The following is a 12,504-nucleotide window of genomic DNA, read 5'->3' as shown; positions in this document are numbered from 1 at the left end:
CGAAAAACGCGCCGGTACCGGGCCGGCGCACTTCGTTCTGCCTTACAGCGCGCGCGACCAGCCGAGCTTGATGGCTTCGCCCGGCTTGTCGTAGGTGTCAGGAATAGAAGGCAGGCTCTTCAGGCTCTCCTGTGTCACCGCGTAGCTGGGCGTGATGACGAAGCGGGGAGCCTTGCGGCCGGCGATGACCTCATGGGCATAGAAGGCGTTCATGTAGGCCATTTCGTAGAAGCTCTGAGCCATGGTGAGGGCGAAGGGTGAGCCGGCCTTGATATATTCGAACGACTGCCTGCCACCGTCGATACCGGTGATGAAGACATCGCGGCGGGCAGCACGGATGGCGAGAGTGCCTTCAGAGGCAGCGCCGTCCCACGCGCACCAGACGGCGTTCAGGTCTGCATTGGCCGTCAGGATGTTGTCGACGACCTGGCGAGGCGTGGTCGTGCCGCCCAGCGCAAAGGCGATTTCCGAAACGATCTTGATGTCAGGAAAGCGGGCGAAAACCGACTTGGCTCCCAGCGTCCGCTGATCCCAGGATTCGTTGGACGGCAAGCTGACCAGCGCGACGCTGCCCTTGCCGTTCAGGCGCTTGGCGATGTATTCCGCGCCGGCGGCACCGAGACCGAAATTGTTCGACATGGCGGTCGAGGTGACCGTGGTGTTCGGAACGTAGCTGTCGCCACAGAAGATCGGGATACCGGAGGCAACGGCCGCCTGCACCGCAGGCGAGATCGCAGAAGCGTCGGCCGGGGTGATGAAGATGGCCGCGGGCTTGGACGCCACGAAGGCGGCGATCTGGTCGGCCTGCTTCTTGATGTCGTAATTGGCGTCGGCGATCGTCAACTTGCCGCCAAGCCGCTCGACGGCGTCCTTGTAGCCGTTGACGATGTGACGCCCCGATTCCCAGACGGTCCAGCCGAGCGAAGCACAAAACTGCAGGTCTGCGGCCTGGGCGAACTTCGGCTTCGACAGCGCCGCCGCCACGGTCAGGGCAGCACCGGCGCTCAACACGCCGCGGCGCGTCAGCTTCAGGGACGACAGGTAGGATGCCTGATCATTGGTTTCATTTTCAAATTCGGACATTGATTTGATCCTCCCGATCGATGGCCGGAACAGCCCAGCCATTTCCTCTCCATCGCACTCAACGAGAGTCGCGCATGATCTCCAGATACTCCTCCTGCGTCGCGAGACGCGGATTGGTGCCATGGCAATGGTCCTTGAGCGCTTCGCCCGAAACCTTCTCCATCATCGCCTGCGTCACGCCCATCGCTTCGAGGCCGGACGGCATGCCGATTTCCTTGTTCAGCTGCGCAATTGCCTCGTCCGGGACGCCGCCAAGCATTTCGGCCAGCACATCCCACTTCTTCCCGATGGCCTGTCTGTTGAAGCGCAGGACGGCCGGTGTCAGGACGGCATTCAGCGTTCCGTGATGGAGATTGAGTTCGCGGATGGCTCCGAGCGGATGGGTCAGCGCATGCACGGCGCCAAGGCCTTTCTGGAAAGCCATGGCGCCTTCCAGCGCAGCCATCATCATGTTCCAGCGGGCATCCCGGTTTTGGCCTTCCTTGACGGCGGTGCGTAGCGCGGGAAGGCCGCGCTTCAGCCCATCGAGTGCAATGGCTTCGGCGGGCGGATTGACGGATGGTGCCATGTAGGTTTCGAGGCAATGCGAAAGCGCATCCATACCGGTCGCAGCCGTCAGGAACGGCGGCAGGCCGTAGGTCAGCTCCGGATCGCAAAGCGCAATCGATGGAAGCATGAAGCCGCTGAGGATACCGAGCTTGCGGCCCTCCGCCGTGATGATGACCGCAGCGCGGCCGACTTCGGAGCCTGTACCGGACGTCGTCGGCACCGCAATCATTGGACAGATCTTGCCGTGGATCCTGGAAGCACCACCGGCAACGGCGGTATATTGCGCCAGCGGCCCCGGATGGCCGCTGAGAAGACGAACCGCTTTTGCAAGATCCAGGGATGAACCACCACCGAGACCGACAATGCCGTCGCAATTCTCGCTCTTGAATATCTCGTAGGCGGCGAGAACGGCGTCCTCCGTCGGGTTGGCCGGCGTGCCGTCAAAGACGACGGGGCGCGTTTCGAACAGGGCAAGTACCTTTTCGACGATGCCTGTTGCGACCAGTCCCTTGTCGGTGGCAATCAGCGGACGCTTGACCCCGAGCTCGGCCAGAAGCGACGGAAGACGCGATATTGCGCCATCGTCGAACTCGATGCGTGTCAGGTAGTTGATCGTTGCCATGGCGATATGTCCTGGTTTCCGCTTTTCAGGTGATCGCGATCCAGCAGGCGGCTGCGGCGTTACCGCACCTGCCTTGACCAAAGTCGCAACGGGCCGAAAGGCCGTATTTCGTCCTGGAAGCACCTCGGTGCGTCCGCACCTTGGCTTTTCCTCTTCATTGACGGCGCCAATAACTTTTCCTCTTGCGCCGCCGACTAATATATGAGTTATAAAAGGCAGAACATCGAATTGCTGTCAACGGCAAATCGTAAACTTTCCGAAGGCCCTACAAGACGGCAGTTACGAAGAGAAATCAACGAGCATACGGACTATGAGACTAATCCCAAAAGCAGAACACATATATGGGTTATTGCGACAAGCCATCGTCCATCTGGACATGCAGCCGGGTGCGGTGATCTCGGAGAAGGATCTTTGCACGGAGTTCGGCGTGTCACGGACACCGGTCCGCGAGGCGCTGCAGAAGCTTTCCGACGAGGGGCTCGTCGATATCTTTCCGCACTCTGGCACCTATGTCAGCCGGATCTCGTTCAATGTCGCGGAGGAAGGTTTCGTCATCCGCCGCTCGCTGGAAATCGAGAGCGTCCGGAAGGCTGCATCGCGGATCACGGACGGAGATCTCGCACGCCTGCAGACGATCATCGGCGAGATGCGGGGGATTCTGGAGCGTGACACGCTGGCAGACTATCTGGACGCGGACGACGCCTTGCATGGCGCCATCGCCGGCATCAGCGGATATCCACGGATCTGGAAGTTCATCACGCTCGCCAAGGTCCACCTGGATCGCATGCGGCAGCTGAGTGCACCGGTACCTGGCCACCTGGCCATGGTGACGGAACAGCACGAGGCAATCGTCCGCGCCCTCAAGAACCGGAGCGCCGACCAGGCTGAGCTGGCCATGCGGATCCATCTGGATTCCTCGTTCGAGGTGATGGCCAACATGTACGAGGACAAGGTTTCCCTGTTTGAGAAGAAGGACGCCTGACATGACAGATTACTCGACGTCGTCCCCCCTGCTGCGGCTCCACGCGCGCGACAATGTTGCCATCGCCCGCGTTCCCCTGGAACCCGGAAACTGCGACGAACTCGGCGGTGTCTTTGTCCATACGCGCATCCCGCAGGGCCACAAGGTCGCGGCAGCGGCACTCGGCAAAGGCGAAAAGATCGTGAAATACGGCCAGGTTATCGGCTTCGCTACCGCTGACATCGCCGTTGGCGACCATGTCCATACGCACAACATGGCGATGGGCGACGTGGTGCTGGAGCACGAATTCTGTGTCGACGCACACGAGCCCTATTTCCTGGCACCGGAGGAGCGCGCAAGCTTCATGGGCTACGCACGCCCCCACGGGCCTGCGGGCACGCGAAACTACATCGCCATTATATCGTCGGTGAACTGTTCGGCCACTGTCTCAAAGGCCATCGCTGCGCATTTTTCCGTTCCGGGTCGCCTTGAAGCTTATCCGAACGTCGATGGCATCATCGCGCTGACCCATGCCGGTGGCTGCGCCATCAACACCAATGCCGAAGGTTATCGCTACCTGACGCGGACGCTTGCCGGATACGCCACCCACCCCAATGTCGGCGGTGTCGTGATGATCGGCCTCGGCTGTGAAACCAACCAGATCCCGGCCATCCTTGCCGCCCACGGCCTGACGGAAGGCGATACCTTCCGCACGATGACGATCCAGACAACCGGCGGCACCCGCAAGACCATCGAGCAGGGCATCTCGGTCATCGACGAGATGCTGCCCAAGGTCGATGCGATCCAGCGCACTCCGCAGCCGGTATCGATGCTGAAGCTGGCGCTCGAATGCGGCGGCTCGGACGGTTACTCCGTCATATCGGCCAATCCTGCGCTCGGCTACGCTGCCGATCTGCTGGTGCGCCATGGCGGAACCGCATGTCTGGCCGAAACGCCGGAGATCTATGGCGCCGAACACCTTCTGACGCGCCGTGCCGCAAGGCCGGATGTCGCCAAAAAGCTTTTGCAGCGCATCGAGTGGTGGCGCGACTACGCGGAGCGCGGCAAGGCCGAACTCAACAACAATCCGTCGCACGGCAACAAGGCCGGCGGCCTGACGACCATTCTCGAAAAGTCGCTCGGCGCCGTAGCGAAGGGCGGCACGTCTCGCCTCAACGCCGTTTACGAATATGCCGAGCCAATCACCGAAGCCGGCTTCGTTTTCATGGATACGCCGGGCTACGACCCGATCGCAGTCACGGGCCAGGTCGCAGGCGGATGCAATATCATCTGCTTCACCACCGGCCGAGGCTCCGTCTCGGGCTTCAAGCCGGCCCCATCGCTCAAACTCGCGACGAACACGCCGATGTACGAGCGGATGGAAGAGGACATGGACATCAACTGCGGCACGATCGTCACGGGTGATGAGACGGTGGAGCAGGTCGGGGAGAGGATCTTCCGGATGATCCTCGACACCGCCTCCGGCAAGCAGACGTCCAGCGAGATCTTCAACTACGGCGACAACGAGTTCGTGCCCTGGCAGGTAGGCGCGATCATGTGATTTGGAGGAGCGGCATCTGAGCGCGAAAGCCATGAGATGCCCGGGAGAGAGAAGATGACAGAACTGAAGAACTTCTACGACGTCGTGATCATTGGCGCCGGGGTCGGCGGCGGAGCTCTGGCAAACCGTCTGGTCGAGACCGGGCGCAGCATCCTGATGATCGAGCGTGGCCCGCGCCTGCCGCGCGAAGCCGACAACTGGAGCGTCGACGCCGTTTTCCACACGAGGAAGTACGTGGCCAAGGAAGAGTGGCGCGACAAGGACGGGGTGATCTTCAACCCCAGCACCTATTATTATGTCGGCGGCAACAGCAAATTTTTCGGTGCTGCGACCCTGCGCTTCCGCGCCGAGGACTTTGGTGATCTTAAGCACGAGGGCGGCATTGCCCCTGCCTGGCCGGTTCCCTATTCGGAATTCGCACCCTATTACGATGTCGCCGAGCGGCTGATGGGAACCCACGGTACGGCCGGCATGGATCCGACCGAGCCGCCCCGCTCGGGCCCGATGCCTTATCCGGCGATCGGCCACGAGCCGGAAATCGCCTTCTTCGAAAAGAAGCTGCGCGAAAAGGGCCTGAAACCCTTCCCGCTGCCGATTGCCATCGACTATCATCAGGGCGGCAGCTGCATTCGCTGTCGGACCTGCGACGGGTTTGCCTGCAAACTCGGCGCAAAGGGCGATGCCGAAGTCCGCCTCATCGACCCGGCCATTGCCAAGGGCAATATTGATCTGATCACCGAGACGCTGGTGCACCGCATCCTGACCGATCCAACCGGCAAGCGCGTCACCGGTGTCGAGCTCACCCATCAGGGCGAGAAGAAGATTGTGACGGGCGACACCTATATCTGCAGCGCCGGCGCGATCAACTCGGCAGCTCTCCTGCTGCGCTCCGCCAACGATGCCCACAAACGCGGTATCGGCAACAACATGTCGGACCAGCTGGGCCGAAACTATATGGCCCACAACAACACGGCCATGATGGCGGTTTCGCCGTTCAAGAAGAACCGCGTCACCTTCCAGAAATCGATGGCGGTCAACGACTATTATCTGGCGAACAGCGAGAAGCCCTACCCGCTTGGCAATGTCCAGGGGCTTGGCAAGCTGCAGGGCGGCATGCTGACGGCCAACGCCAAGTGGGCACCGGAATGGCTGATGAACCAGTTTGCCGAACGCAGCGTCGACTGGTGGATCATGTCGGAGGATCTGCCGGATCCGAACAACCGCGTCACCGTCGATCCGGATGGCAAGCTAAGGCTGAGCTATACGGAGAACAACCTGAAATCCCATAGCGAACTCGTCAAAGTCTGGGGACGCCACATGCGCTCGCTTGGCTACCCGCTGATCATCACCCAGAAGATGGACATCAAGGTCTCCATGCACCAGTGCGGCACGGCGCGCTTCGGCAACGATCCGAAGACTTCCGTTCTCGACCAGCATTGCAAGGTCTGGGATGTCGACAATCTCTACGTCGTCGACGCGTCCTTCCTGCCATCCTCTACCGCTCTCAACCCGTCGCTGACGATCGTCGCCCAAGCGCAGCGCACCGGGGAGCAGATTTTGAAGCAATGGGGAGAAATGGCAATGGCCCCTATCACCATGACGACAGCTTCGCCGACAACCGCCTGATCCAAAGACCTACAATCGGGAGGAGAAACCGATGGATTACAGCAAGATCTTCGATCTCAAGGGAAAGAAGGCAATCGTCACCGGCGGATCGCGCGGGATTGGCAAGGCGCTGGCGGAAGCGCTTGCCAGCCATGGCGCCGATGTTGCCATCGTCGTCCGCTCCACCGTGGACAGGGCAGAAGGTGTCGTCGCCGAGCTGCGCGACATGGGCGTCGACAGCTTCGCGATCCAGGCCGATGTCGCCGATGAGGCGGACGTCGAGCGCATGACGGAAGCCGTGCTGGCACGCTGGGGCCGGATCGACATTCTCGTCAACAATGCCGGCATCATTTTTCCCGGTAGCGCAGAGGAGTTTTCACTGGATCACTGGCGACAGACCATGGCCGTCAATCTCGACGGCGTCTTTCTCGTCTCCAAGTCAGTCGGCAAGGCGATGATCAGGCAGAAGGATGGCTCGATCATCAACATCGGCTCCATGTCCGGCCGGATCGTCAACTGGCCCTTCCGACACACCGCCTACAATGTCTCGAAAGCAGGGGTGCACATGCTCACCAAGGGCCTCGCCACAGAGTGGGCCGAGCACAACATCCGCGTCAACGCTATCGCTCCCGGCTACATCATGACAGAGCTGACGGAAGACGTGCTGAAGGATCATCCCGACGTCGTCCGCGACCATTGGGCAAAGGGCGCCGTGCAGAACCGCATCGGAACGGTGGACGAACTGGCCGGCGTCATCGTCTACCTCGCAAGCGGCGCTTCCTCCTTTACCACGGGAGAAATAATCACAGTCGACGGCGGTCTGACGCTTCGCTGATCGGGTTCATTTCCAGGAGATTTTCACCATGACACAACGCGGTTACGGCGGCCCATTGCGCTATGTGCAAGGCCCAGGCGTTCTGGCCGACCTTGGCATCTATATCGCTCCGCTTTCGAAGTCTGCACTTATCATCATCGATGCCTTTTTCTGGAATAGCCTGCGCCCGCAGATCGAGCGGAGCCTCCAGGAGCAAGGCGTCAAAAGCCGCTTCGTCAAATTTTGCGGCGAATCGACTGACAAGGAAGTCGCGCGCTGCGTCGACGAGGGCAAGGCCGGCGATGCCGGTGTCGTCATCGGCGTGGGAGGCGGAAAGGCGCTCGACACCGCGAAGATCACCGCCTTCAACATCGGCGCCCGCATCGTCACCGTGCCGACCATCGCCTCTACGGATTCGCCCACCAGCTCCATCGGCGTCATCTACTCGGAACAGGGCGTTTACGATCGGGTCGTGCGCTGCGGCCGCAACCCGGACGTCGTGGTCGTCGACAGTTCGCTGATCATCAAGGCGCCGGTACGCTTTCTGGTGGCCGGCATGGGCGATGCCCTCTCCACCTGGTACGAGGCTCGCTCGAACATTGAGTCACGCAGCAAAAACTATATCGGCGACGGCTATGCCACAACGGCAGCCGGCATTCACATCGCACGCGCTTGTCACGAAGTACTGATGCGCGATGGCCGCTCGGCCTTCGCTGCGGCAAGGGATGACCGACTGACGCCAGCCGTAGAGAACATCATCGAAGCCAACACGCTGCTGAGCGGCCTTGGCTTCGAGAACTGCGGCGTTTCGGCCGCACACGGCGTGCACGACGCCCTGACGGCGCTGGAACCTACGCACCACTTCTTCCATGGCGAAAAGGTTGCCTTCGGCGTCATCTGCCTCTTGGTGCTGGAAAACCGCTCGCCGGAAGATCTCAACGAAGCGCTGGACTTTTGTATCGACCTCGGCCTGCCCACCACCCTATCGGATCTCGGTCTTCAGGATGTGACTGCAGAAGACATGGCGGAAGTCGGCAAGCTCGCCATGCTACCGTCAAACGTCATTCATTCGGTTCCGGTGAATCTCTCAGAATCGCTCGTTGCGGATTGCATCTGGACTGCCAGCCGATTGGCGGAAACGCGGAAAATTCGAGGCTATAATGGAGCTTAAGCCCGGATCGCTCGGCAGCAATACGGGCACTCTTGCCGACAATTATGATGGATTTTATATTCTATCTTGAGGAGTGACAGTTCATACTTCGAAGTGAGCACTTCCCGCTGACTGGTGGTCATGCACAAAGAATGCCAATTCACAGACAGCAAAGCACGGGCGTAACGAAGTGGGTTCGCTCGACCCCGCAGGCTCCGACCGGCGAGCGGGCGAAGCGCCCACACGAGACGCGTGAGAGATTGTCGCTTTTACTTTGGAATTTCAAACTGCAGAACGTCATACGTCTGTTAGAGTTAGCGCGCAAAAATAGCCCAGATTTTCGCTAACGATTTGGGGTCGGAACAAGATGTGTTCTTGGCGACACGCTAAGATCGAACGGACCGTGAACCTTCGTCGCGAACCCGCATAACCGTCTGTCGACTAGTCGTAAATTTTCGCGCAATAGCCGAAACGCTCATTCCCTTTGCGAGATCATCGCGTACATCCATCTTCTGCTCATCACTGAGTGTAGATGGCCGACCGAGGGTCTTACCTTCCGACTTTGCACGCTTGAGGCCGGATTGGGTTCGTTCGATCAGCAAGTCGCGCTCGAACTGCGCGACAGCATTGAGCACCTGCATGGTCATCGTGCCGGACGAACTGGTCAGGTCTGCGCCGCCGAGGGCAAGGCAGTAAACGCGTACGCCCATCTCGGCGAGAGCCTTCACAGTGGTGCTGACATCGATCGCGTCACGGCCGAGGCGGTCGAGTTTGGTCACTATGAGAATATCGCCGGACTCCAGCTTGTCCATTAACCGTGAAAAGCCGCGGCGCTGTGCGATTGCGGTACTGCCGGAGATCGTCTCAGTAACGATCCGGCGCGGCTCGACATGAAAACCGGCGGCAAAGGCTGGCAAGCAGGTCGAACTGCCGTGCCACCATTCCCTTGAGGCCTACCTGGATGATTATCTCGACGGCGCAGGCCTGAGGGACGCTCCTCGTGCGCCGCTGTTCCAGACCTTCCATCGAGGCACGTCTGAAATGTCCGGCAAGGCGCTGCCCCAGGCCAACGCCTACGCCATGATCCAACGCCGCGCCGTCGCGGCCGGCATTAGTACCGCCGTGTGCAATCACACGTTCCGTGCCACAGGGATTACGGCCTACCTTAAGAATGGGGGAACGCTGGAGAAAGCCGCGAACATCGCCAACCATTCATCCACCCGGACTACACAGCTCTACGACCGCCGGAGCGATGATGTCAGTCTGGACGAGGTTGAGCGGATCCTGATTTGATCGAGCCTATGACAACGCCATCTCCCCAAATGATCCGCGAATTACGTAGCGACATCGCAAACGTCATTTCTGACTTCAAAGCTTATGACGTGCCGGGCGTTTGTACCCGCCTGGGCCTCGCAGATGGGGACGGTTCAGAAGCCTTCAATAGCAAGTACAAGTATGCCATGAGCAGGCTGTCGGCCGTACCAGCTGAAGGTCTTTTGCCTATGGCAAAAAAGCTGCTCCTAGAGGTCACCAACTACCGTCTCTCGGAACAGGTCGCCAAATTTGAAGAGATCGACCAACCCGCAGTCACAGAGATTACTCGCAGGCGAATCTTGTCTGTCCTCAAGACGCGTCCCCTGACAACGGAGCTGCATGAAGTCGAATCCATCCAGCGTATCTGGCCAGTAGCCGAAATTCCCTCTCCTTACGGGTCGTCTGGCGGTCTCCTAGAGGATATCTATCAGCATACGGTTCGCAACTACGACTGGGGAACCGACGAGATGCTGATCCACCTTGGGTTTCTCAGCTGCTCCCAACGCCAGCTATTCCGGTTCCTGGAGGAACTGACAGCGCCTGTCGTTCAAACCCTCGAGGCGCAGGCGGCCTTGGTCGCTGACCTAAATTCTCATCTACAACACGATGGTTTCCGTCTCGCCATGACCGGCAAGGTATCAGGCTCGCCAATCTACAAGATGCAGCGCGCGATCCTTGGCAGCCCGGCCGACCATGGCATCAGTGCTGCCCTGCAGGCCTTTGACCCGAACGATGTTCATGGTCGGTGGATCGCGGCAGTGGAAAGGCGTGCAGACGATCCCCACGGCGCTATCACTCTTGCCCGCACCCTCCTTGAGGACGTGTGCAAATGGATCCTGGATGAAGCAGAAGCCGAATATCCAGATAATGCTGATCTACCTGTTCTTTACCGTAGGCTTGCCAAGGTTCTTCGCCTCGCACCGGATGACCACACGGAGCAGACTTTCAAGCAGCTCCTCGGCAGCTGTCAGCAAATCGTTGAACTTCTGGGATCCCTTCGAAGCAAACTTGGCGACGCCCATAGCCCGGGCCCCAAAAAAGCAAAGCCGCAACCGCGACTCGCTGAGCTCGCTGTCAATCTATCCGGAACCATGGCGACTTTTCTTGTAGAAACCTGGCGGGCTCGTAAAGCAGAAGGCGCTCTCGCGCCGACAGATGCTCCTGTCAAACCAGTAGCCTGATAGGAATTTTCCGATACCCGGGTGAACCGGGAGACGGGCGGTACCTATATACTGTTACTCTGCTGCTGGTTCTTCCTGTTTTCCGAATATCCTGATTATCAGTATATCTACTTTGGGTGAACCTGCGTTCGTACCACCCTGAACTCAGAAACAGGGGGCGTGCGAACCTGAATTCGCCCACTCCCGAACCTAGGTTCGCCCCGTAGCGTCTCGCCAATCGCGCGAAACAGCCTGATATAGAGGGCATACGCAAACACGGGAGACCGACATGGAAGAAACTGTAAAAGCAAAGTCGCCGGATGTCCAGGCGCTCAAACAGAATGAAAAGAAATGGACGCCGACGCTGATGAAGGCGGGGTGGAGCGCCATCCCGAACATCATTATCGAGAAACAACGCGCCTTGGGGTTGGACGCTCTAGACGTCAATATCCTGCTGCACCTGATCCAGTACTGGTGGACCGACGACAACGTGCCACGTCCTGCGGTCGGCACGATCGCGGAAGCGTTGAACGTGACGCCCCGGACGATTCAGAAGCGCATCACCGGAATGCAGAAGATCGGGCTGATCACGCGGGACGAGCGCCGGCACAGCAAGTTCGGGAGCCAGACCAACCTTTATCGCTTTGACGGGCTGATCGCGGCCTGCACGCCGCATGCGCTTGAGAAGATCGCGGCTGCCAAAAAGAAGTCTGAGGACGAGAAGGACAGGGTGAAGCGCAAAAAGCCCAAGCTTGTCGTGAACAACAACGCGCCGAACTCTTGAGCGGGCGAGGCCGCAATCGACAGGAAGGATTGTTGACCTCACTGTCCGTCAGACGAGACAGCTGGCCCAGTGCTGTGGCAGGCTCATAAAAAGCAATGCCCCGGGCGCTTGCAATGCAGAGGCGCTACCGAGGCTCACGAAGACAAGATGGAATAAATTGAGGAGATATTCAAGTGGTTTTTGAGTATACGCCGACGATTATCGCGAATCTGGAGTCATCCCACTCCCCCGAACGGCTGGGACCTTACTACGCCCTTGCCGGTAACGACAAGGTGCTGGGGCTCCAGCTGTATGCCTGGAACAGCGCATTGTCTCAGGCGCTTTACACGCCGTTGCAAGGGCTTGAGATAACTTTACGCAACGGGCTTGGCGACCGGTTGAAGACTGCATTTGGCCCGACCTGGTTTGATCTTAATCCCGGGCCGGCGTTGCAATACCCCCTGCCCGACATGCTCCTGAAGGTACGCACCGATCTTGGCCGTCACGGAAGCATCGCGAATCACGGGCGCGTGGTGGCAGAGTTGAACTGGGGGTTCTGGACGGGGCTTCTTGCCAAACGCTACGAGCAATTGTGGCGCTCGCACTTCCGCAAGGTCTTCCAGTCAGAGGGGCCCCTCACCCGTGCGCAGATCTTTCAGCCGCTTGATGATCTCCGCCGGCTGCGTAACCGGATCGCGCACCACGAACCGATCCTGAACCGCAATATTGCTGCAGACTACGCATCGATCATCGAGCTGATCAGCTACATTTCGCCGGACACGGCCCGCTGGATCGACGAACATAGCCGGGTTGCAGCGGTGATCACTGCTAAGCCTTGATATGGCAGTGGGTGCGATGTGCTGCGACCCTTTAAATCATGGGTCAGTCGCGCCTGTCTGCGTTGAATTTCGTCGCTACAGCA

General features: G+C 59.5%; 12 protein-coding genes. 9 read left to right on the top strand and 3 right to left on the bottom strand.

The annotated features are described in order from the left end of the window. Nucleotides 1-42: 42 nt before the first annotated feature. Together QZ862_RS05615 and QZ862_RS05610 are read right to left on the bottom strand one after the other, a co-directional pair. A complete protein-coding gene (locus QZ862_RS05615) occupies nucleotides 43-1,083 on the bottom strand; it encodes a sugar ABC transporter substrate-binding protein (RefSeq protein WP_296037453.1) in 1,041 nt (346 codons plus the stop codon). Between the two features lie 58 nt (nucleotides 1,084-1,141). Continuing rightward, nucleotides 1,142-2,254 carry an iron-containing alcohol dehydrogenase gene (locus QZ862_RS05610; protein ID WP_296037450.1) on the bottom strand — a complete coding sequence of 371 codons (1,113 nt, stop codon included), beginning with the start codon at nucleotides 2,252-2,254 and terminating at the stop codon, nucleotides 1,142-1,144. A 310-nt stretch (nucleotides 2,255-2,564) separates the two neighbouring features. Here QZ862_RS05610 and QZ862_RS05605 point away from each other — a divergent pair, with 310 nt between their 5' ends. The 5 genes from QZ862_RS05605 to QZ862_RS05585 are packed head-to-tail and all read left to right on the top strand — an operon-like array spanning nucleotide 2,565 to nucleotide 8,366. After that, nucleotides 2,565-3,236: a GntR family transcriptional regulator gene (locus QZ862_RS05605; protein ID WP_296078593.1), complete on the top strand. Its 672-nt coding sequence runs from the start codon at nucleotides 2,565-2,567 to the stop codon at nucleotides 3,234-3,236. 1 nt (nucleotide 3,237) lies between these two features. Beyond that, a complete protein-coding gene (locus tag QZ862_RS05600) occupies nucleotides 3,238-4,776 on the top strand; it encodes an altronate dehydratase family protein (RefSeq protein ID WP_296098073.1) in 1,539 nt (512 codons plus the stop codon). A gap of 54 nt (nucleotides 4,777-4,830) precedes the next feature. Beyond that, on the top strand, nucleotides 4,831-6,402 hold the full coding sequence (locus tag QZ862_RS05595) for a GMC family oxidoreductase (protein WP_296098068.1): 1,572 nt from the start codon (nucleotides 4,831-4,833) through the stop codon (nucleotides 6,400-6,402). 31 nt (nucleotides 6,403-6,433) lie between these two features. Next, entirely contained in the window at nucleotides 6,434-7,216 is a 783-nt protein-coding gene (locus QZ862_RS05590; protein WP_296037438.1) for a 3-oxoacyl-ACP reductase family protein, read from the top strand. A 28-nt stretch (nucleotides 7,217-7,244) separates the two neighbouring features. Then, nucleotides 7,245-8,366 carry a glycerol dehydrogenase gene (locus QZ862_RS05585; RefSeq protein ID WP_296098065.1) on the top strand — a complete coding sequence of 374 codons (1,122 nt, stop codon included), beginning with the start codon at nucleotides 7,245-7,247 and terminating at the stop codon, nucleotides 8,364-8,366. 365 nt (nucleotides 8,367-8,731) lie between these two features. Here QZ862_RS05585 and QZ862_RS05580 read toward each other — a convergent pair whose 3' ends face one another. Further along, nucleotides 8,732-9,262 carry a recombinase family protein gene (locus tag QZ862_RS05580; protein ID WP_296098062.1) on the bottom strand — a complete coding sequence of 177 codons (531 nt, stop codon included), beginning with the start codon at nucleotides 9,260-9,262 and terminating at the stop codon, nucleotides 8,732-8,734. A 10-nt stretch (nucleotides 9,263-9,272) separates the two neighbouring features. Between QZ862_RS05580 and QZ862_RS05575 the strand changes: the two genes are divergently transcribed. From QZ862_RS05575 to QZ862_RS05560, 4 genes are all read left to right on the top strand, one after another. Further along, nucleotides 9,273-9,638 carry a tyrosine-type recombinase/integrase gene (locus QZ862_RS05575; RefSeq protein WP_363315902.1) on the top strand — a complete coding sequence of 122 codons (366 nt, stop codon included), beginning with the start codon at nucleotides 9,273-9,275 and terminating at the stop codon, nucleotides 9,636-9,638. Continuing rightward, the gene (locus QZ862_RS05570) at nucleotides 9,635-10,840 is read left to right on the top strand and encodes an abortive infection family protein (RefSeq protein WP_296098060.1); all 1,206 of its coding nucleotides are present in this window, start codon (nucleotides 9,635-9,637) and stop codon (nucleotides 10,838-10,840) included. The genes QZ862_RS05575 and QZ862_RS05570 overlap by 4 nt, the downstream gene beginning before the upstream one ends. A gap of 268 nt (nucleotides 10,841-11,108) precedes the next feature. After that, nucleotides 11,109-11,603: a hypothetical protein gene (locus QZ862_RS05565; protein ID WP_296098058.1), complete on the top strand. Its 495-nt coding sequence runs from the start codon at nucleotides 11,109-11,111 to the stop codon at nucleotides 11,601-11,603. A 173-nt stretch (nucleotides 11,604-11,776) separates the two neighbouring features. Next, nucleotides 11,777-12,421, top strand: a complete 645-nt coding sequence (locus QZ862_RS05560; protein WP_296098055.1) for a hypothetical protein — start codon at nucleotides 11,777-11,779, stop codon at nucleotides 12,419-12,421. Nucleotides 12,422-12,504 lie beyond the last annotated feature (83 nt).

The sequence above is a fragment of the uncultured Agrobacterium sp. genome (assembly GCA_913777615.1).
In the GTDB taxonomy this organism is placed as follows: domain Bacteria; phylum Pseudomonadota; class Alphaproteobacteria; order Rhizobiales; family Rhizobiaceae; genus Agrobacterium.
This window is presented reverse-complemented; position numbering and strand designations above follow the sequence as displayed.